The organism is Zwartia lucis, assembly GCF_965234455.1.
Classification (GTDB): Bacteria; Pseudomonadota; Gammaproteobacteria; order Burkholderiales; family Burkholderiaceae_B; genus Zwartia; species Zwartia lucis.
Genome location: NZ_OZ248474.1, coordinates 98,128 through 118,960, shown reverse-complemented (window position 1 = coordinate 118,960; position 20,833 = coordinate 98,128). Strand labels below are relative to the sequence as shown.

Annotated in this window: 22 protein-coding genes; 4 read left to right on the top strand and 18 right to left on the bottom strand. The window is 52.3% G+C overall.

Going from position 1 to position 20,833, the window contains the following annotated elements:
• Positions 1–13: 13 nt before the first annotated feature.
• The 6 genes from AC8GE9_RS11230 to AC8GE9_RS11205 all read right to left on the bottom strand — a co-directional run bounded on the left by AC8GE9_RS11230 (position 14) and on the right by AC8GE9_RS11205 (position 6,579).
• A complete protein-coding gene (locus AC8GE9_RS11230) occupies positions 14–1,141 on the bottom strand; it encodes a CobW family GTP-binding protein (protein ID WP_506677258.1) in 1,128 nt (375 codons plus the stop codon).
• 9 nt (positions 1,142–1,150) lie between these two features.
• Positions 1,151–1,975 (bottom strand): aspartate/glutamate racemase family protein, encoded by an 825-nt coding sequence (locus tag AC8GE9_RS11225; protein WP_506677257.1) that lies wholly within the window; start codon positions 1,973–1,975, stop codon positions 1,151–1,153.
• A gap of 23 nt (positions 1,976–1,998) precedes the next feature.
• Positions 1,999–3,405, bottom strand: a complete 1,407-nt coding sequence (locus AC8GE9_RS11220) for an MmgE/PrpD family protein (RefSeq protein ID WP_506677256.1) — start codon at positions 3,403–3,405, stop codon at positions 1,999–2,001.
• 9 nt (positions 3,406–3,414) lie between these two features.
• A complete protein-coding gene (locus AC8GE9_RS11215) occupies positions 3,415–4,791 on the bottom strand; it encodes an FAD-dependent oxidoreductase (protein ID WP_506677255.1) in 1,377 nt (458 codons plus the stop codon).
• Positions 4,792–4,893: 102 nt separating this feature from the next.
• Positions 4,894–5,865, bottom strand: a complete 972-nt coding sequence (locus AC8GE9_RS11210) for a Bug family tripartite tricarboxylate transporter substrate binding protein (RefSeq protein ID WP_506677254.1) — start codon at positions 5,863–5,865, stop codon at positions 4,894–4,896.
• Positions 5,866–5,889: 24 nt separating this feature from the next.
• Positions 5,890–6,579 (bottom strand): GntR family transcriptional regulator, encoded by a 690-nt coding sequence (locus AC8GE9_RS11205; RefSeq protein WP_506677253.1) that lies wholly within the window; start codon positions 6,577–6,579, stop codon positions 5,890–5,892.
• 212 nt (positions 6,580–6,791) lie between these two features.
• Here AC8GE9_RS11205 and AC8GE9_RS11200 point away from each other — a divergent pair, with 212 nt between their 5' ends.
• The gene (locus tag AC8GE9_RS11200) at positions 6,792–7,220 is read left to right on the top strand and encodes a hypothetical protein (protein ID WP_506677252.1); all 429 of its coding nucleotides are present in this window, start codon (positions 6,792–6,794) and stop codon (positions 7,218–7,220) included.
• Positions 7,221–7,383: 163 nt separating this feature from the next.
• Here the strand turns inward: AC8GE9_RS11200 and AC8GE9_RS11195 are convergent, their stop codons facing one another.
• Positions 7,384–8,409: a 4-hydroxythreonine-4-phosphate dehydrogenase PdxA gene (locus tag AC8GE9_RS11195; protein WP_506677251.1), complete on the bottom strand. Its 1,026-nt coding sequence runs from the start codon at positions 8,407–8,409 to the stop codon at positions 7,384–7,386.
• Between the two features lie 115 nt (positions 8,410–8,524).
• On the opposite strand from AC8GE9_RS11195, the gene AC8GE9_RS11190 reads away from it, so the two are divergent.
• A complete protein-coding gene (locus tag AC8GE9_RS11190) occupies positions 8,525–9,454 on the top strand; it encodes a LysR family transcriptional regulator (RefSeq protein WP_506677250.1) in 930 nt (309 codons plus the stop codon).
• A gap of 27 nt (positions 9,455–9,481) precedes the next feature.
• On the opposite strand, the gene AC8GE9_RS11185 is transcribed toward AC8GE9_RS11190, so the two are convergent.
• The 3 genes from AC8GE9_RS11185 to AC8GE9_RS11175 are packed head-to-tail and all read right to left on the bottom strand — an operon-like array spanning position 9,482 to position 12,576.
• Entirely contained in the window at positions 9,482–10,405 is a 924-nt protein-coding gene (locus AC8GE9_RS11185) for a dihydrodipicolinate synthase family protein (RefSeq protein WP_506677249.1), read from the bottom strand.
• A 5-nt stretch (positions 10,406–10,410) separates the two neighbouring features.
• The gene (locus tag AC8GE9_RS11180) at positions 10,411–11,583 is read right to left on the bottom strand and encodes an L-rhamnonate dehydratase (protein WP_506677248.1); all 1,173 of its coding nucleotides are present in this window, start codon (positions 11,581–11,583) and stop codon (positions 10,411–10,413) included.
• Between the two features lie 30 nt (positions 11,584–11,613).
• On the bottom strand, positions 11,614–12,576 hold the full coding sequence (locus tag AC8GE9_RS11175; protein WP_506677247.1) for a Bug family tripartite tricarboxylate transporter substrate binding protein: 963 nt from the start codon (positions 12,574–12,576) through the stop codon (positions 11,614–11,616).
• 197 nt (positions 12,577–12,773) lie between these two features.
• Here AC8GE9_RS11175 and AC8GE9_RS11170 point away from each other — a divergent pair, with 197 nt between their 5' ends.
• Positions 12,774–13,103: a type II toxin-antitoxin system PrlF family antitoxin gene (locus AC8GE9_RS11170; protein WP_506677246.1), complete on the top strand. Its 330-nt coding sequence runs from the start codon at positions 12,774–12,776 to the stop codon at positions 13,101–13,103.
• A 23-nt stretch (positions 13,104–13,126) separates the two neighbouring features.
• On the top strand, positions 13,127–13,603 hold the full coding sequence (locus AC8GE9_RS11165) for a type II toxin-antitoxin system YhaV family toxin (RefSeq protein WP_506677245.1): 477 nt from the start codon (positions 13,127–13,129) through the stop codon (positions 13,601–13,603).
• On the opposite strand, the gene AC8GE9_RS11160 is transcribed toward AC8GE9_RS11165, so the two are convergent.
• The 8 genes from AC8GE9_RS11160 to dapF form a co-directional block, all read right to left on the bottom strand.
• The gene (locus AC8GE9_RS11160) at positions 13,604–14,146 is read right to left on the bottom strand and encodes a cob(I)yrinic acid a,c-diamide adenosyltransferase (protein WP_506677244.1); all 543 of its coding nucleotides are present in this window, start codon (positions 14,144–14,146) and stop codon (positions 13,604–13,606) included.
• A gap of 8 nt (positions 14,147–14,154) precedes the next feature.
• Positions 14,155–15,486, bottom strand: coding sequence for an ATP-dependent protease ATPase subunit HslU (gene hslU / locus AC8GE9_RS11155; protein ID WP_506677243.1), 1,332 nt, complete (start codon positions 15,484–15,486; stop codon positions 14,155–14,157).
• 2 nt (positions 15,487–15,488) lie between these two features.
• Positions 15,489–16,025, bottom strand: coding sequence for an ATP-dependent protease subunit HslV (hslV, locus tag AC8GE9_RS11150; RefSeq protein WP_028816652.1), 537 nt, complete (start codon positions 16,023–16,025; stop codon positions 15,489–15,491).
• Positions 16,026–16,136: 111 nt separating this feature from the next.
• Positions 16,137–16,541: an RNA polymerase-binding protein DksA gene (dksA, locus tag AC8GE9_RS11145; RefSeq protein ID WP_506677794.1), complete on the bottom strand. Its 405-nt coding sequence runs from the start codon at positions 16,539–16,541 to the stop codon at positions 16,137–16,139.
• 222 nt (positions 16,542–16,763) lie between these two features.
• Positions 16,764–17,930: a CobW family GTP-binding protein gene (locus AC8GE9_RS11140; RefSeq protein WP_506677242.1), complete on the bottom strand. Its 1,167-nt coding sequence runs from the start codon at positions 17,928–17,930 to the stop codon at positions 16,764–16,766.
• A gap of 261 nt (positions 17,931–18,191) precedes the next feature.
• Positions 18,192–19,133 carry a tyrosine recombinase XerC gene (xerC, locus tag AC8GE9_RS11135; protein WP_506677241.1) on the bottom strand — a complete coding sequence of 314 codons (942 nt, stop codon included), beginning with the start codon at positions 19,131–19,133 and terminating at the stop codon, positions 18,192–18,194.
• A gap of 24 nt (positions 19,134–19,157) precedes the next feature.
• A complete protein-coding gene (locus AC8GE9_RS11130; protein ID WP_506677240.1) occupies positions 19,158–19,847 on the bottom strand; it encodes a DUF484 family protein in 690 nt (229 codons plus the stop codon).
• Positions 19,844–20,770, bottom strand: coding sequence for a diaminopimelate epimerase (gene dapF, locus AC8GE9_RS11125; RefSeq protein ID WP_506677239.1), 927 nt, complete (start codon positions 20,768–20,770; stop codon positions 19,844–19,846). Before dapF ends, AC8GE9_RS11130 begins: the two co-directional genes overlap by 4 nt.
• Positions 20,771–20,833 lie beyond the last annotated feature (63 nt).

Genomic DNA, 20,833 nt, shown 5'->3' with positions numbered 1-20,833 from the left:
CTTCATTCATTTGTCAGCTGTTGATTTTGTCTAAAGAGTGTGAGGATGAGATAACAAGGTCTCTGAGCTCTGGGATCTCTGCCGTGATCGCGCGCAGACGCTCAGCGCTGAGCGTAGCGCCAATGCACACTAGAAATGAACTTTCATTCCAGACTTGATGTTCCGAAAGTCGAGTGGGTTTAGCAAAATAGCCTTGAACACCCTGAATGACCCATGGATGCTCACCTTGTAATCTAAGTAGACCCTTGCAACGAAGCATCATTCGGCCAAACTTGTGTGAAAGCGCCTGCGTTAGGGCCGCATAGCTAGGCCAACTCATCGGAGTGTTGCCGAAACGTAATGTATAAGTTTGCATGCTCTGAAATGCACTGCTATGTGTAAACGCAGACAAACGTTTTTTATTAAGGAGGTCATTGCCCCATAACGATGCAGGCTTGACATCTTTGGACGTTAGATGGCGTGACCCCATCAGGTTCTCAATCCATACTTCTGGTTTGGATATAACAGTGTTTTTGGTAGAGGAATCGGAAGCTAAGATATGTGCCGTATCCTGTCCGATTTTCCATTGGTGAATTGGCGCGTATGGATTCAATCCCGACAGCATTGTCGTGAGTTGCTGTATCTGTGCGAGATTCGCGGTGTCGGTTTTTCCGATCACCAAAGTGTCAGTCAGGGCAACTTGATCACGAGCCTCTTGGTAAGATGTAAGCGTTTGCGCGCCGTTGGCTGCATCGACGACCGTCAGAACTTGCGAAAGTTTATAACGCGACAGCAGGGCTGAATCGCCGATGAGTGTGGCTGTCAAAGGACCTGGGTGTGCCAGTCCACTGGTCTCAACCATGATGCGGTCAAATGGCGGAATAGCCCCCGAATTTCGACGTATGAAGAGATCAATCAAGGTATCTCGAAGGTTTCCGGAGGAAGCACAACATAAGCACCCGGAATCAAGCAAAAGAACTTGGTCTTTGGCGCTATCGACCAGTAGATGGTCAAGCCCCACATCTCCAAACTCATTGATAATGACCAACGTTCCCGCGAATGCAGGGTTACTCAGCACAGCATTCAGCTGAGTAGTCTTTCCGCTACCCAAAAAGCCAGTCATGAGGGTGACTGGAATTTGGTGAGTTTGGGAAGAGGGCATTATCAGCCTTCAAGTCATCTGTTTGGCAGACGTTGACTTGTTTAGATCCTCGCGCCCTTGAAACTTTCGGGCATGCTCAATCATGTCAGCGGGCGGTCGGGCGTGAACATAACCACGACGGGTCGTGCTGATGCCTAAGCTTTTTAAATCATGCATGATTTCTGCCATTTTCAAATTCGCACTGAGGCCGTCGATAATTGGGACGTCTTCAATACGAGTGATTTTGGCGTGAGCGATCGCTTCGCTCAGGTAAAGCTGACCTGGAATGATTGCTTCAGCGCCCTGTTCGATGGCACGTTGGGCGGCTTGGGTGAATAGATCCATCAACACGTTATCCTCAGTAAATCCTTGGCTAACTTGTTTAAAGTCAGCGTCGATAATCACCGTCGGTAATCCGCGCTCGCTTAAACCCAAGCGTTTGATGCGCAAATCAATCATTTGATCAAAGCCTTTCTCAAAGGCAATGACAACGAATTTTGAAGATAGGCAGCAAGCAAGATGCATGGCGGATTCGCCATACCCCACCACAGGGATGTCGACGAGTGCACGCGCCTGTTCAAGCGCTGGGTCTTGAATCGAGCCAATCGCGAACACGTCGTAGCCTTGGGCTTCTGCTCGCAGCGCATTGTCAAGAATGAACTGCTCAGTCATGGCCGCCATGTAGGGGTACTTTACGACCTGTGAGGGCGGGTACTGGCCATAGATGCCCTCAGGCATCCCCACGAAGTCCACAGTCACGCCTGGTCTGGCAATGGTTTTTACTCGGGCCTGCATCCCCGCAAAATAGGTAGGCGTGCGTCCCATTTCAATCAGGCTCTGGAACAAAATCTTCATGATCTTTCCTATGCCTTTTCGGGCTATCTGGATTGTTTGGGCTGCATGAGCGCCACGAGTTCATACCAGGGGCGCATCGTATAAGATTCATTGCCTGCGATCACCTCGACAGCGAGTGCTGCAAGCTCTGGGTATCCAGCGTGAGTCAGTTGTCGCACTTTCTCATGGCGTTCGATGCTGGTGAGTGGTTGATCAGAGCCGCCACGGGCCGATAAGCATTCAGTAACAACTTCGCTGCCATCATTGAGTTGGATATGTAAGCGCGCCGGTCGATCGTTAGGTGACGCAGGGATGGGACCTGGCCATGCCGCCATACTAATTTTCTCTCGTAACTTGTTAATTTGAGGGTGACTTAAGGTGCTTGTATTGAATGCCTCGGCACCCCCAGTGCCTGTGATGAGGACCGAGGCGAGCGCGTGCGACATTGAGAACTTAGCCGAAAGCGTATTTGTTGGTGTTGAGTTATCAAGCGGCAAGGCGAGTTCATGGGTGTAGACCTTGATACCTTCAATTTTCTCCAAACCTCTTTGTATAAGATCAGGCCTGCTTTCAAGTACTGCTTCGACTGCGGAATGAAGATGCTGGCAACAGGCATAAATCTTTGTGTATCCATGCTCAACAGCCCAAGAGGTGCCCAGGTCCTTTGTGAGCTCTTCGGGCTTGAAACCACCACGCAGTACAGTGACATAAACATCATACAAACTCGCAGGAGTTCCGGTGATGCCCGCATCAACCCATTCGCATGCCCTTAGGCCCGATTGAGCGCCAAGCCCTGCCCAGACGTTTCGTACCAGCGCACCTTCAGCAAGGTGGTTTCGCGGAGCTGGCGTAATGAGCGTACTGGCAGAATTGATCGCGTCAGCCATCTGGACAGGCCCGAGCCCTTTGTGTCGAGCCGTGGCAATGGCGGCACCAACCGCCGCAAATCGACCATGTGATTGCATGACCGACGGTTGTTGAGGAAATGTCCGAGCAATGCGCGTGATAACTTCATAGGAGACAACCAAGGTTGTGAGCATCTCTTGGGTGGTCGTGCCATCAGTTTCGGCCTGTGCTAATAAAGCGGGCAACACATACAAGCCAGCATGGCAGGGGGTCAAACGATAGCCTTCGTCAAGTTCAAGCCAGTTAGCCGACACCGCATTGACTAATGCTGCTGTGTAGATATCTGTCTGAGTCCCAGGTTTACAAAAAATGGATGCGCTCGCCAGCCCAGCTGATTTAAACAGCAAAGGGTATAGGCGTTGAAACTCGGGCTCATCCCATGCCCCAATCATGGCAGACAGGTCATCAAAAAGGATCTCTGCCGCTCGCTGAAAAATGTGAGCAGGAATGTCTTTCGCTTCAACATTGGTCGCCCACATCACTAACTCATGAAGAGAGGATTCCAAGAGGGCGCGCTCATTGCTAGCTGAGGTAGGCTGTGACATTTTGACCCTTTAGTGTTGAGTTGCCATGATTGTGGCTGCGGCGTGTTCGCCGGCGATGAGGCCCAGGCCATAGGCACTCAGTAGCCCATTACCTGAAAGATAACCTTCGGGCAGATCGCCTGATAAACCTGCAGCTGAGCCACCACCCGCATAGAGATTTGGAACGATGGAGCCATCGGGTCTGCAGACGCGCGCATGCACGTCCACAACAAGCCCGCCTTGGGTATGAACGAGGGCGCCGGTGATGACTGCGCCATAAAACGGACCTTGGCTAGGAATGGGCAATGCAGCTCGATTAAATGGATCGGGTAGTCGGCCACTGCATTGGTCAAAACTACGTTGCACTGCTTCTATTGGCAGTTTGAATAGGGCGGCCAAGGCATCGATTGAGGCTGCCGACTTCACAGCACCCGATGCCACGGTATCCTTCCAGTGATCGAGCCGAGCCACAATATCGACTGTGCGTTGATCAAAGAAGGCAATTCCGACTTGATCATGTTGAGCCAATACTTCACGCGCAAATTCTGAGTAACCTTGATCTTCGCGCGCAAACCGATTGCCTTGGCGATTCACAATGATCGCGCCAAGCTGAGGAATCTCAGGCACCAAGCGCGTTCCATATCCTGCACATACCAAGCCATGGGCTTGGTATCCACACATGTGAGCCACTGCGCCTCCTAGATCCATGCCCCACCGGATCGCGTCGCCCATGTTTCCTTGAACGCCGATCGAAGGTAAGCCGTGCATGTGGGGTATGTACTGGGCAATCATGTCTTGATTTGACCCAAAGCCGTCACACGCCAATATGACTTTCTTAGCGCCTAGATTCTGTGTTTGTCCATCAGCGCTTGCAATCACGCCTTGCACTTCACCGCTTTCGCTGACGAGGAGTCCCGTGCCAGGTGTTCGATCAACGTAAGTCACGTTGTCCATGCTTTGAACTGCTTTTCTGAGGCCGTTTATTAATGGCGCGCCTGTGCGTCCGGGGCCATTGTGAAGCCGCATGGCGGAAAATCCGTAGCGGCTTGCATCTGTATTGAGCTCCATAGGCACACCCAGTTGGTGCTCAAAAATATGGATGAGTTCCGGTGATCGCTGGCAAAGAACATCTACGATGGCTGGGTTTGCTTGGTTGCCGCTTTTTTGCAGAATATCTTTAGCCATTTGTTCTGCTGAGTCCTCAACGCCAGCGCGGCGTTGGTGCTCTGTGGGAGCCGCAGGGACAGACCCGCTGGCAATCTCTGCATTACAACCGAGCCGGGAGTCTCGATCCAGCAAAATAACATCTAGACCTGAAAGTCCGGCCCGATGGGCAGCCATCAGGCCGCAAGCGCCGCTACCTATTACGATAATATCGGCTTCATAGTCTACAGCAGGAGGGCGCATGTGTGTTGTTGCAGTCAAGGTTAAAGCGATAGGGCTCTCTGCAAGACCCAAGCCCTTATCGCGCTTTGGTCTGCAGAGCGATGGTTAGAGTGAGATATGTCTTTATTGCTCGATTTTAATGTTGGCCTGTTTCACAACCTTGCCAATACGATCGTAATCAGACTTCACGAATTTCGAGAACTCGCTAGACGACATGTTGGAGGCTGGATCCATCCCCTGCTCGATGAAGCGTGCACGCAGCGGCCCTTCGAGCGCCTTGTTGACGGCTTTATTCAGTGTTTCGATAATCGCTGGGGGTGTACCGACTGGCACAAATACGCCGTACCAAGTCCCTGACTCATAATCGGCAACACCTAGCTCCCTAACGGTCTTTACGTTCGGAATAGGCGCTGAGCGTTTGTCGCCAGTCACCGCTACTATTTTTACTCGGTCAGAGTTGACATGTGGGGCGGCAAAAGCAATGTCAGCAAACACGAAGTCAACTTCACCTCCCAAGACTGCAGTCAGAGCCGGACCCATCCCTTTATATGCGACAGGTAAGAATTTGACTCCAGTCACTGCACTGAGCATCTCACCGGCTAAGTGCGGAGCACCGCCCACGCCAGAAGTACCAAAGGTTAACTTGCCCGGATTGGCGCGTGCTAAATCTATCAGCTCTTTCAGAGAAGAGGCTTTGACAGAGTTGTTGATGATAATTGCGTAGGGTGTTTTAACAGCCAGTGCAACAGGGGTAAAGGCTTCGTTTGGCGCAATCCGAAGATCGTACAAATGGGGTGCTGCAGTCATAGGTCCAGCGGCAGCAAAAAGAAGGGTATATCCATCGGCTGGGGCTTTCGCAACAGCTTGGTTAGCGATGCCTCCATTTGCCCCGGGCCTGTTTTCGACAATAACAGGTTGACCAAGGATTTTTTCTAACTCGGGTTGGAGCGGACGTGCGACTGCGTCACTCCCTCCCCCGGTGGCAAACTGTTGAATCAGCCTGATGGGCTTATCGGGGAAGGTTTGGGCGGTAGCGCAAACAGTAAATAGCAAGGTGCTGATCACAACAGCTTTCTGAGCAATACGAAACATCATTGCGCCCTCCTATGGGAACATGAACTAAGAAGCCTGTGTTTTTTCCGCAGCGGGCAAGCTTTGCAGCATGGCGATGCGGGCAATCGACAGGTATTGGAGCATGGTGAGCGCGGCGTTATCAGCTTCGCCTGCTCGGAGATTGGTGGAAATTTTTTGCATATGTTCCAGAACGAGTGCTTGGCGTTCTTTATCGCCTAAGCTCAGTATCTGAAGTGAACGGACTAGGCCAGCGTAAAGCTCAACAGCGGCGACAAGTCGGCGATTGTTCACCTGCGCAAGCCAGCTCGAACGAAACTCGTGGTTCGCTCTGATGAAACCCTCTGAGTCCCCTTCGAGGGCAGCACGTTCAGCCTGTTTAATGGCTGCTTCTACGTTTTTGATGCGAGAAGGCTTTTGTTGGACAGCGATGGCCGCTATACGCACAGCGTCTGTCTCTAGCAGCACCCTGAGGTGATAAATCTCTTCGACGTCGTCTTCGGATAACAAGGGGACTGCAAAACTGCGACCACGGACCTCCAGAAAACCCTCAACAGCTAATCGAGTTAACGCTTCACGCACGGGCGTTCTTGACACACCGAGCCGTGTCGCTAAAACGCTTTCGCGCAGGGTTTCTCCCCAACGAACGTTGCCTGACCAAAGATGAGAGCGAAGTCGCCGATATACGCGCTCTCCTAGTAGATCAAGGGGTTGTATTTTTTCTAAAGAATCGCTCATAGTCTCGGTTAATTCACAACTCAGGATAAAAAAAGCTTAGTATGTAATGCAGAATACCGTATTTAAATACTGTATACAAAAAAAGGATTCGTGACAATGGGTATTACTGTGGTGGTCGCCTAGCGATTCTTTGATCACCTCCGTGCCGCGGTGTTGATAGGCAAACTATGAGAATATATTGACTTACGGTTGAATCAATATAGGGGTCAGTGATGTCGTCAGACACGAAGCCCACTCTCAAGGCCTTCGACAATCCAGACGAGCTCTGGAAAATGTATTTTTACGTCTCTTTTTTCAATATTGGGGCGTATTTTTTTACGAATTCTGCCTCTAATTTTTTGCAACAAAGCGGGGGTGTTTTAACACTACCCATAGGGATTTTTGCCATCTTTTTGTTTGTATACCTGGGCGTTGCCTATTGGTTGATTAAAAAGCAGGCAGTGGACAAGGGCCGCACGCTCTGGCTGTTGCCCTTTATCGCCTGGCATGTGTATGCCTATCTTGAGGGGTTGAATGATTTTGACCCAATGTTTGCGGAGTCGAGTTTTGATTACTACGATGCGTATCTCTCCGGGGTCCCGGAGACCTTGATCTTGATTAAATTGTTTGTGGCGTTGCGCGAACGTATAGGCACGCCTTAAATCAATAGTACCGGCACCATCGATAGAATCAGCAAAAGTGCCATGATGAGGTTAAAGATTTGGCGCTGTCGTGGTTGGGATAACACCCGCGGCGATCGCGAGCAACATCACGAGATGGCCAGAGGAAATCCCCAGCATGTGGGGGATCGTGCGCTTAAAGCCGTCATTGACGCCAGGCTTTACCCATGCGTGCGGCGATCTGAAAGGCTTGCCAGGTGGCTTCGACGCTCGCAAGACCTTTGCCAGCGATATCGTAGGCGGTCCCATGAGCGGGTGTGGTAATCGGGATCGGGAGCCCGCCTTGAACAGTCACGCCTCTTGAAAAGCCGAGAAGCTTGATGGCGATTTGCCCTTGGTCGTGATACATCGTGACGATCGCTTGATACTCGCCAGCCTGGGCTTTTAAGAAAATCGTATCCGCTGGGAAAGGTCCATGGAATGGCGTGTCGGTTGGCCAGGTTTTCGCTTGCAGTGCCGCGACTGCCGGCGCGATGATATCGATTTCTTCGCGGCCGCAGGAGCCGCCATCTCCACCATGTGGATTGAACGCAGCAATGGCGATTTTGGGTGTTTCAAAACCGCTTGCAAGTAGCGCTTTGTAGATGAGTTCTGACGCTTGCAGGATCCGTTCTTGACTCAGGTACTGCGCGACATCCTTGAGCGGAACGTGCGAGGAGATGCGTGAGGTCCAGAGGTTGCCTAGAGTATTGAACTCGCAAAAATATCCTGTGACACCCAAGTACTGCGCAAAGTGATGCAGCTCGTCCTCGTGTTTCATACCGCCCATCTTGAGCGCTTGTTTATTAAGTGGTGCAAAACAAATGGCATCGACATGGCCGGCCAAGGTCGCATCCATACAGGCATTGAGAATTTTTAATGTTGAAGATCCATTTTGTGCGCTGACTTGACCCGTCTGGACATCGTTGGGTTCGATGGAGTGAATCGCTAAAAACGCTGGCAGATCTTGGTTGGGACGCTCTCGTACCGCATCAAAAGACTCCACCGAGGCGGTCGGAACATGGACCTGCGCAATGTGTTGCCCTTGCTCCCATAGCCACGGATCGCCGATGAGTACGACGTTGGCAAGGTTGCATACAGGATGCTGGGCGAGTAGGCGTGCAATGAGCTCGGCGCCGATGCCTGCAGGATCGCCGAGGGTCAGTACGACGACGGGGCGGGCGTTTTGCATACGGTTCTCTTTTAATGTGGTTGCCATATTTTAGGGAGATAATCAATTCCAGTAAAATGAAACTTCATCATTGATTGATATCTAAAAGTTATCATAAAAAAATGAAAGCTATCGCATGAATCACTACGCCCACACCTTGCTCAATCGCTTGCGTATGCGACAAGTGTCGTTATTGCTGAATATCCAGGAACATCGGACCTTACGTGCAGCGGCCCAAGTCATGGGAATGACCCAGCCTGCCGCCACCAAAATGCTGCACGAACTCGAAGATGCGCTCGGGACAAAGATTTTTGATCGAACGGGCAGAACACTGACTCTGAATGCCGCAGGCAAAACGGTGCTGGGTTTTTTTCAAGGGATGCGAGGCAGCCTAGAATCTCTGGCTCGGGAACTGGATGCGATGCAAATGGGCATTCATGGGACGTTGTCGGTGGGAAGCATTATGGCAGCCTCACCCGCAATCTTGACGGATGCGTTAATTGCGATGCGTCGATCCTATCCAATGCTGTCGATCAACATTTCGACGGCGACCAGCGATGTGCTGATCGAGGCGCTCAATCAGGGTAACTTAGACTTGGTGATTGGACGGATTGTGAGCGTGAAACATGAGGATTATGTATTTCGACCGATTGCCAATGAAACCCTATCGATTGTGGGCGCCGTGAATCATCCCCTTGCCGACAAGGCTAAGGTGACCTTGGAGGCTTTGCACCAGTATCCCTGGATTCTTCAGGGGCCGGGCAGTCCGATGCGTGCGGTGATCGAGCGAGAGTTTCGTGACCAACATTTGGTGTTGCCTGAGACGCTCATCGAGACCTCCTCTATCTTGACTACGGCGGATATCGTCACCCGCACCGATATGATTGCAGTCATTCCCGAATCTGTCGCAGCGATTTTTGCCGATAGCGGTCGAATCAAAGTGTTGCGCTATCGGATTAAGAACAAGCTTGATCCCTATGGGAGTCTGCTCAAGCGGGATCGACCTGCTTCTGCAGCGACAAAAGCATTTTTAACGATGCTTCATCCGCCAGAACCCAGTCTCTGATTTAGAGCGATGGCTTATATCAGAGGCTTACTTGCCCCAGCGAAATACCAGAGGATCAAGTCGTTTGGCGGTTTCGATCAGACCACTGCGCACAGCCGGATTCATCGCAGGAAAAGGGTGTCGTGAAACCTCGGCGTCGATGATGCCGCCCGCTTTCATGAGTGCTTTGGCGGACAAAATGCCGCCTTGGCGGTTTTCGTAATTGATCAAAGGTAACCACCGAGTGTAGGCATTGATCGCTTGCTCGCGATTGCCCGCAAACCAGGGATCCATGATCTGACGAATACCGTCCGGGTAGCCGCCACCGGTCATGGCGCCGGTGCAGCCTGCTTCGAGATCGGGCAACAAAGTGATGGCCTCTTCGCCATCCCAAGGCCCTTCGATGGCATCACCACCGAGTTTGATGAGCTCACGCAGTTTGCTAGCCGCACCCGCAGTCTCGATTTTGAAATAGGAGACGTTGGCGATTTCTGTCGCCATCTTTGCCAGAAATGCGGCGGATAAGGGGGTGCCGCTGACAGGCGCATCCTGGATCATGATGGGGATGTTGATTGCATCCGAGACTTTTGTAAAAAACTCGTATATGTTTGGCTCTGGTACGCGAATGGTCGCGCCATGATAGGGGGGCATGATCATCACCATGGATGCGCCCAAGTCTTGCGCGCGTTTGCTGCGTTGTGCGCAAATCAGTGATCCGTAATGGGTCGTCGTGACGATGACAGGCACGCGTCCTGCCACATGCTCTAGGATCTCGCGGGTCAGGCGATCTCGCTCGTCATCAGAGATTGAAAACTGCTCTGAGAAGTTTGCCAGAATACACAAGCCGTGTGATCCCGCGTCGATCATGAAATCGACACAACGTTTTTGACTCGGCAGATCGAGTTCGCCGGACTCTTTAAAAATCGTTGGAACGACGGGAAATACGCCTTGATATCTGGGATATGCTGCCATGATCTTTACTCGATGATGTTGAAGTCTTTCAGAAACTCGGTCTTGAGTGTGAGGCCAAGTCCGGGCGTATTGTCGTCGAGCTGGATAAAACCATCTTTGGCCACAGGCTCACCATCAAAGATGTAGTAGAACAGTTCGTTACCGACTTCGACATCGAACATGGGAAAGTACTCGCTCATGGGTGAGGCGAGCGTGCTCATGGTCAGGTGATAGTTGTGCATCTGACCTGCATGAGGAATCACCGGCACGCTATAGGCTTCGCAGAGAGCATTGATTTTATGTGCGGCGGTAATGCCCCCAACGCGGTTGGTATCGTATTGCACAACAGAGACCGCTTTACGATCAAGTAGTTGCTTGAAACCGTAGAGAGAAAACTCGTGTTCCCCACCAGAAATCGGGATGCTGGTCAGCTGATTGAGCTCAGCATAGCCATCGATGTCGTCGGCAATGACGGGCTCCTCTAACCAACGGGGCGCATACTTTTCCAGCTTGGGTAGCATGCGTTTTGCGTACTCTAGGTTCCAACCCATGTAGCACTCGAGCATCAGATCCGTATCGTCGCCGATCACTTCGCGGACTGCGGCGACCGATTTGAGGTTTTCGACTACACCTTGTTGCAGATGCGCGGGACCATAGCCAAAGCGCATTTTAAAAGCCTTGAAACCTTGGTCGAGAAAGGTCTGCGCCTCTTTTTGCATTGCATTCAAGTCGGTGCGGTAGAGCTTGGAGTAGTAGCAAGGAATCTTTTCTTTGGTGCGACCGCCAAGCAATTTAAAGACCGGCTTATTGACGCTTTTACCCAGGATGTCCCAGATGGCTAAGTCGATGGCAGAGATCGCGGCCATGGTGACGCCTTTGCGCCCCCAGGCATGCGTGCCGCGATACATTTTTTGCCAAAGGTATTCGTAATCCCACGGGTCTTCGCCAATCACCATAGCCGCGAGATACTCATCAATGATGGCTTTAGCAATCTTGGGGGCGAGTGCAACGTTACCGAGACCGACAATACCGTTGTCAGTCTCGATTTCGACCACCGTCCACGAATGGAAACGGAAGGTACTCATGGTTTCATTTTTTGAGTACACCAAGTCCATGGCGTTTGAGCAAAAGTTACCCTGAGGGGGAACGGTTTTACCTTTCCATTCAAACACACGGGCGCGGACGGCTTTGATCTTCATAAATACACTTCCTGAGCAGCTTTTAAAAAATTAATTGACTTGAATGTTGTTCTTTTTAATGACGTCGGCATAACGCTTGTTCTCAGCATCGTGAAACGCTTTGAACTGGGCTTGTGACATAGGCTGAATCGTCGCACCAATGGTTTCCAAGCGTTTGGCGGTGTCGGGCATGTTGAGCACTTTGTTCACATCCGCATTGACTTTATTGATCACCACGGCAGGTGTATTGGCGGGCATATAGACGCCATACCAGGCACTCATCACCAAGGGGACACCCGCTTCTTTCATCGTGGGTGTGTCGGGCAGTTGTGGGTTGCGTGCGTCGCTTGCAACACCGAGAGCTTTAAGTTTGCCCCCACGGATCTGAGGCAATGCCGAGGACATGGTTTCGAAGGCGTATTGAACCTGTCCGGCGATCAGATCAATCATGGCGGGACTGCTGCCTTTGTAAGGAACGTGAACGGCATTGACGCCAGCCAGATCTTTAAAGAGTTCGGCCGCGATATGCTGTGTGCTGCCTGCACCGCTCGAAGCAAAGTTAAGTTGACCGGGCTTGCTCTTGAGCAGTTTGACGAGGTCTTGCACGCTATTGACGGGACTATTTGCTGCGACAACGAGTACGTTAGGCACGGAGCCGGTAAAAGCGACGGGAATGAGATCTTTTGCGTTGTCGTAGTTGAGCTTGAGCAGATGCGGTGCGATGGCTTGCGCAGTCGACACGCCCATCAGCATGGTTTGGCCATCTGTTGATTTAGCCGTCACGTCTGCCGCGAGGGTGTTTGAAGCGCCAGGTCTGTTTTCGACCACTACGGTTTGGCCCCACATCGGTGTGAGTTTGTCTGCGACGGCTCGGGCCATCTGATCTGTACCACCGCCGGGAGAGGCGCCGACGAGTAATTTAACGGGTTTAGTGGGCCACTCTTGTGCGAGTGCGGGGGCGCCGATCGACACGGCCAGGCCCAGCAGCAAGGTAATGATAAGTTTAATTTTCACGGGGGTCTCCTGATTCCGTTGTTGGACTTACCCCCACATACTAGAAGCTGAATTGATTCACGTAAAATGAAACTTAATGATTAATTGATAACTATTGGATATCAATTATTATGAGCCTTTTTCTCGCTTGACAGTGACAATGCATTTGCATTACCATTATGTTTGTTTAGTTTTCTCCTATGTCTGTTATGTCTCTTATGTCTATTAAGCTTGAAGTTGAGTCTACGCTCACGGATCGGTATCAAACCACAGTACCCGAAACTGTGCGCCGCGCTTTACGTCTTGGCAAACGTGACAAGATTCATTACACCATTCTCCCCGAAGGTGGGGTGATGCTCACGCGTGCAGATGTCGCCGAAAAGAGTGACCCGGTTCTTGACGCGTTTCTGAGTTTTCTTACCCGCGATGTCGCAACTCATCCTGAGAGGCTACAGGCAATAGATTCCGCTTTCGTTCAACGGATGCAATCTCTAGTCGAAGGTATCGACGTGGATTTGGATGCACCTTTATCGGCAGACGATGAGTGATCCGCGCGTCGAATGAAGGACTCGTGATAAATGGTTGGGCCGTCTTTGCTCACCCACTTTTTTTAACTCAGCTTGAGCAACTCACCAGTCAAGTAGAGCTTCTTAAAAAGAAAGATCCGATCGGGTATGCGAGGAAAAATGCAAGCAAGCGATTGGCGGCGATCATCAAGTTAGCATTTGAGGTCATACCGCAAGATCCAATGAGGATCGAATATCGTCAAGGCGCGACCTTGGGAAATGATCGCAAACACTGGTTTCGCGCTAAATTCTTTCAGCAGTATCGCTTATTCTTTCGTTACCACGCACAAGTCAAAATGATTGTGTACGTTTGGGTCAACGATCAGGAGACTAAGCGAGCATATGAGAGTTGCGATGATGCATATTTAGTGTTTCGCAACATGCTAGAAAGTGGCCATCCTCCGGATAATTGGGCGCTACTACTTAAAGAAGCTCAAGCAGAGTCGCCCCGCTTGAGAAAATACACATTACATGAAAAGTAATCAGTCCCGCCGCCACAGCGAATCGGGATGCTGCGCTGCTTTATTCAGGCATCGTGCCAGGATAAAGAGCAAGTCTGATAGTCGATTCAGATACTGTTGCGGCAGGGGACCCATCGGCGTCTCGTGATGCAGGGCCACCACCGAGCGTTCGGCACGGCGGCAAACGCTCCGGGCAATGTGGGCAAGCGAAGCGGTACGCGTACCACCAGGTAGGATAAATTCTTTGAGCGGTTCGAGCCGTGCATTGAAGGTACTGATCTGCTGATCCAGATAAGCGACCTGTTCGGGTTTCATCAAAAAATAACCCGGCACAGCGAGCTCGCTACCTAGGTCAAACAAAACGTGTTGCGCGGGGGCGATGGCCGCGGCAATGTCTACAGGCACGTCATCGGCCAGCAGTACGCCTAGGCAGCTATTGAGCTCGTCCACATCCCCCATGGCTTGTACGCGGGCGCTATCCTTGGGGACGCGTGTGCCGTCACCCAAGCCCGTTGAGCCATCGTCTCCGGTACGTGTCGCGATGATCGAGAGTCGAGTGCTCATATTTATCCTTAAAGTACGTAACGGGCCAGGTCTTGACTGGCTGCGGCTTCTGCGAGCTGAGCGTTGACATAGTGTGCATCAATCATGATCGTCTGACCGCTGCTGCTAGTGGCGTCAAAGGACAAGTCCTCTAACAGTTTTTCCATGACCGTATAGAGTCTGCGTGCACCAATGTTTTCAGTGCGTTCGTTGACGTCAAAGGCGAGCTCGGCCAAACGGGCGATTCCCTCCTCAGTAAAGTTCAGATGTACTTCTTCAGTGGCGAGCAAAGCCGTATATTGCTTGGTCAGCGAAGCATCGGTTTCGCACAAAATCTGTACGAAATCTTTGGCGGTCAATGAGTCGAGCTCGACACGGATCGGAAAGCGGCCTTGGAGTTCGGGAATCAAATCCGAAGGCCGTGAAAGGTGAAACGCACCTGAGGCTATAAATAAAATATGATCGGTGCGGATCATGCCGTACTTGGTGGTGACGGTTGTACCCTCGACCAAGGGCAGCAGATCGCGTTGCACACCTTGGCGCGACACCTCTGCGCCGCCGGACTCTTGGCGTGAGGCGATTTTGTCGATTTCATCGAGAAAAACGATGCCGTGCTGTTCAACTTTTTGGATCGCGACGGTGCGGATGTCTTCTTCGTTCACGCGTTTGGCGGCTTCTTCGTCTACCAAGAGCTTGAACGCTTCTTTGACGGTCATTTTGCGTGACTTGGTTTTTTCACGTGATAGACCGGCGAACATACCCTTGAGTTGTTCGGCCATCTCTTCCATGCCCGGGGGTGTCATGATGTCCATTTGCGGCGTGGCTTGCGCGACTTCGATATCGATTTCGGTGGCATCGAGGTGACCCTCGCGCAAACGCTTACGAAAAGTTTGCCGTGTCGCAGTTTCTTCGCGAATCGGTGAGCCATCTGCGGCACGCGGCGGCGTGAGCAACACATCAAGGATGCGATCCTCGGCGGAGTCTTCGGCAAGCGTACGCACGCGTTTCATTTCTTGTTCGCGGGTCTGCTTGACGGCGATCTCAGCGAGGTCACGAATGATCGTGTCGACATCGCGACCGACATAGCCGACTTCGGTAAATTTCGTGGCTTCTATTTTGATGAAAGGCGCATCAACCAGCTTGGCGAGCCTGCGAGCGATTTCGGTTTTGCCTACACCTGTGGGGCCGATCATCAATATATTTTTTGGATGGATTTCGTGACGCAGGGGCTCGGCGACCTGCTGGCGTCGCCAGCGATTGCGCAGCGCGACGGCAACAGAGCGCTTGGCACGATGTTGTCCGACGATATATTTGTCCAGTTCGGATACGATCTCGCTAGGTGTCATGGTGGAGGCTGACATGCTTATTCCAGTGTTTCAATCAAGTGCTGTTGATTGGTGTAGATACAAAGATCGCCGGCGATTTCGAGTGACTGTTTGACGATCACCTCGGGTGCGAGTTCGGTGTGGCGCAACAATGCCATCGCGGCGGATTGTGCGTAGGCACCGCCGGAACCAATCGCAGCTAAACCATTTTCGGGTTCGAGTACATCGCCGTTGCCAGTCAGTACCAGTGTGTGTTCGCGATCGGCCACGATTAGCATGGCTTCGAGACGGCGAAGCACGCGGTCGGTGCGCCAGTCGCGCGTGAGCTCGACAGCGGCGCGCATCAGATTGCCTTGATGTTTTTCGAGCTTGCCTTCGAACCGTTCCTGAAGCGTAAACGCGTCAGCGGTCGCACCGGCAAAGCCCGCGAGAATTTTGTCATGATAAAGACGACGGATTTTGCGTGCCGTACCTTTGATGATGATGTTGCCCAGTGTGACCTGGCCATCGCCACCGAGTGCGACGCGGTTGCCGCGCCGAACACAAACGATCGTGGTACCGTGAAATTGTTCCATATGTGTACTTTGATAGAGAGTAGAGCTTAAAGTCAACAAGGGCACACTCGTGATAACGCAAGTGTGCCCCGGTGTGTGTCAGTCCTGCAAGAGTTCTGCAGGGGATATTATTTAGTCACCAAACATTTTCTGTCGCATTTCCCGACGCTCTTGTGCTTCTAGAGAGAGTGTCGCTGTGGGACGTGCGAGCAGTCGACGTAAGCCAATCGGCTCGCCTGTTTCTTCGCACCAACCATATTCGCCGCCGTCGATACGCATGATGGATTGCTGAACTTTTTTCAGCAACTTGCGTTCGCGATCGCGGGTACGTAGTTCGAGTGCGTGCTCTTCTTCGATCGTCGCACGATCGGCTGGGTCAGGCACAAATTGCGTCTCACGCAAATGCTCTGTGGTGGCACCTGCATTGCTGAGAATTTCTTGTTCGAGCTGTCTGAGGCGGTCGCGGAAAAAGCCAAGCTGACGCTCGTTCATGTACTCGGACTCTGGCATCTTGAGCAATTCTGCCTCGGTGGGCAGATTGTTTTCAGATAAATCACCCCTATTAACAGGCTTTTTCGGCGCAGCTTTAGAGGCAACCGCGGGTGTTTTTGCCGGTACGGGAGCTGCTTTTTTAGCGGCCGCGACCTTGGTGGATACGGGGGCTTTTGCTGCAGTCGTCTTGCTTGCTGCGGGTTTTGCTACCTTGGTTACCATTAAAAACACTCCATTAAATAAATTCTGCACACGGGCGCAGAGGGACTACTTAGCCAGACACTGCTCGAGACCTTTGGTAAAGATCTCTTGGGGCAGCTTGCGTCCGATAAAGACCATTTTGGTGGTCTTTTTTTCGTTGGCCAGCCAGGGTTTGCCGGGTTCGGCGCCCATCAACATATGGACACCTTGAAAGAGCATCCGTTTGTTGATGCCTTTCATGTAAAGAATCCCCTTGTAACGCAGAAGATCGGGTCCGTAGACTTGAACAACGCCACCGAGAAACTCCTCGAGGCGCTCTGGATCAAAGGGCTTGTCCGATTTAAAAACAAACGCACCGATGTTGTCGTTGTGCGCAGGCTTGTGATGACCGTGATCATGGTCTGGATTGGTGCAGGTCGCGGGATTATGATCATGGCCGTGATCATGACCATGTGCGTGCGCGTGATCATGTCCATGGTCGTGATCGTGATCGTGATCGTGATCGTGATCGTGATCGTGATCGTGATCGTGGTCGTGCGCGGCATCGGGATGATCGTCAGCCAGAAACTGTGGATCGATATCCAAGATCGTGTTGAGATTAAAGCCGCTGATATCGATGATCTTTTTTAGATCGGTATCGCCAAAATTGACGGCTTCGATGGAGGCGCGCGGGTTCATGTGCACGATACGGCGACGCAAAGAGGCGTAATCAGCCTCAGTCACGAGATCTTTTTTGGAGATCAAAATACGATCCGCAAAACCGACTTGTTTTTGGGCTTCTTCTTGCTCGTCGAGGGTATCCATGCCGTGCTTGGCATCGACGATGGTGACAACCGCATCGAGGCGATAGTACTCGGCGATGTCATCGTCCATGAAAAACGTCTGACAAACGGGGCCCGGATTGGCCATCCCGGTGGTTTCAATGATCACGCGTTCGAATTTCAGCTCGCCACTTTCATGACGCTTGCGCAGGTCAAGCAAGGTGCGCATCAAATCGCCACGCACGGTGCAGCATATACAGCCGTTGGACAGCTCAATGATTTCCTCTTCCTGATCTTGGACGAGTAGTTCGTTGTCGATGCTCTCGGGTCCAAATTCGTTTTCGATGACCGCGATACGCTTACCGTGGTACTCCGTCAGGATGCGTTTTAAAAGCGTGGTCTTGCCTGCACCGAGAAAGCCGGTGAGAATCGTGACTGGGACCATTTGGTCTAGGCTGCGAGGGGAATTCATGGTCAGATTGACTTCAAAAACGGGTAAGAGTGCAGGGCTTCGGATCGGTGCTCAGAGCAAAGGCGAACGTCGGATTACAGCACAGCCGAAGCCTTCGGGCAAACATTAAAAAAACATTTTAGATGTTTAGACTGACACGAAAATGTCACTTTCATGTGCAGTACAAACTTTATGACGCCTGTATATATGGGGGTAAAACCATGAATTTCAAGTCTATTACTACCAAATTGAGCGTGAGTGGCGAGTAAGCCTATGTTTTTATTAGGTTTTTCTGCCGGCACGGGGGTGTGCAGAATCGTACGCTTTTGCTAAATGTTGAAAATCCAGCTTGGTATAAAGTTGAGTCGTGGAAATGTTGGCATGACCAAGCATTTCTTGAACTGCTCTCAGGTCTTGGGCAGATTGTAAAACGTGGCTGGCAAAGCTATGCCGCAAAACGTGAGGATGTACGTGCGTCGGCAAACCTGCCAGTTTGACGAGTTTGGTGAGTTGGCTCTGTACAACGCGGGGGCTGATGCGAGCGCCGCGCACGCCGATAAAAAGAGCGGCCGCATGATCCTCGGAAGCCTGAGGACGAACAAACTGAGGACGGGCTTCGAGCCAGCGCGCCAAGCATTCGAGCGCTTGGGTGCCGATCGGTACACTGCGACGTTTGCCGCCTTTGCCTAAGACATTGACCTCGCGATCGATCAAATTGATCCAGCCAGCGGAGGTGTACTTTTGAGTGTGTGTGTAGTCGACATCAAGACCCACAAGTTCGCTTAGGCGAAGGCCGCTTGAATAAAACAATTCAAACATGGCCCGGTCGCGCAGCGAAGCGGGGTCTGTTTGGGTCACGAGGGCGGGAGCCTCGAGCAGTGCTTGAGTCTGATCGACCGATAAGGCTTTGGGCAAACCGCGCGAGGCTTTGGGCGCTCGTACATCGGTCGCTGGGTTGGACGCCATGTGGCTCTGAGGCGCCCACCAGGTATAAAAGCCCCGCCAGGCAGCGAGCATGCGGGCCAGACTTCGCGCGCTGTGCCCTTGGCCATGGAGTCGGGCGAGAAAGTGCCGAATGTTGCCGTTGACGATTTGCTCAAGCGGTTTCCCATCTGCAAGTGTCACAAGCTGATTCAGATCGCGACGATAGGCCGAGAGGGTGTGCCCGGAGTAACGACGGTTGACTTCAAGATGTTTGAGCCAGGTCGTGACGGGATCGGACATAGGTGGCGGCGTTTTCAGGAGAATTCAGGCGTCGTCAGCGGCGCGCAGGTTTGTGCCGGCCGGTTTTAGGCGAAAGAGTGCGGAGCTCGCCAGGATACCGACGGTTTGCAAAAACGCGATACCCATCTCGGGTGCGAAGCGCTCCGGGTCATCCGAGCCCAGCACGAGCAGCCCGAAGGCCGGTTGACCTACGGCAGAACGCAAGGGCAAGATTGCAAGTGAGACCGGTTTGACATGGAGCCAACTCGCGGGAGTGAGCGCCGTATCATTGCCACAATAAGGATTAACAAGGTTATTCGCGTAAGTGAGTACTTTCTCATCAACGGGGGCACCTACCCCTTCGGAAGGCAGATCTAAGCCCCAGACGCGCAAAGCGACTTCTTGGAGGTTGAACTGTTCGGCCAAACCTAGGGCAACCTCGCCCGGCAAGCGCAGCGATGATTGTTCGCCCAACATTCGCACGCACCAGCGATTGAGCTTGTCGGTGGTGATTTCGTTGAGTGCGGCGTTGCGCACCAAGTCTGAGAGCCTAAACTCAAAGTCACGCAGACGCTCGCGCAAGGTCATGATTTGACGCTCGCCGAGTGAAATCGTCCGCGCCTGGTGTGGATGAGGGACCTCGAGCGTGGAGAATACCTCGGCGTATTGGACAAAAAACTCGGGATGTTCTTGGAGGAACTTGGCAACGGTATGAGGATGCAGTGAATCAGTCATGGCTTGGTACTAAAGGAAGTGGGAATGGAGGCGACCAGACGATCGATATCGATCGTGCTGGAAAAGACCGTCGTGGCCGGGCCGGTCATACGCATTTGATCGCCATGGGTGGCGATGGTGAGCCAACCACCGTGGGTGCGCACGCGCACCGGTGAATCAAGCAGGCCGCGTCGAATGCCGGCGGCGATGGCTGCGCAGACGCCTGAGCCGCAGGCGAGTGTCTCTCCCGCGCCACGCTCATAAACACGAAGATGAGCGGTATGACGATCGACGATTTGGAGAAAACCGGCGTTGACCCGGCGTGCGAAACGCGGGTGCGACTCAATCAAGGGGCCAACGATGGACACAGGTGCCGTATCTACGTCATCCACAAATTGAACAACGTGCGGATTGGAGATCGCAACAGCCGATAGCCAGATGGTGACTTCGCCGAGGTTGGTATGGGTATGGAGAGGGAGTGCGTACAGGGTGTCCTGACCCTCGGTGCGCGTCGCAAGACCGGTCACGTCAAACGGTAAGGCCTCGGGGACGAAACGGGTTTGGCCCATATCGACCACCACTTCGCCGTTGGGCATCGCTTCAAGCGTAATCAAACCTGTGGAAATCTCGGCCCGCAAGGGGTTGCGCGAAGAGAGCTTTTGTTCATGGACAAACTTAACGAAGCAGCGCGCGCCGTTGCCGCAGTGCTCGACTTCGCTACCGTCGGCATTGAAAATCCGGTAACGGAAGTGTGCCTCAGGATGAGAAGGGTGTTCGACCAGCAATATCTGATCGCAGCCAATGCCGAATTGGCGGTGGGCGAGGGCACGTGCGCGCTCGGCAGTCATTTCGATGGGTTGTCGCACCCCATCCAAGACCACAAAGTCGTTGCCGGCGCCGTGCATTTTTGTGAAGTTCCAGATCATGAAGGGATTATCGCCCATTTGTTCGTAGTTTTGCCTTAAAATAGAATTCGAGTCGCTGAGTTAACCGACAACTTGCGGGGC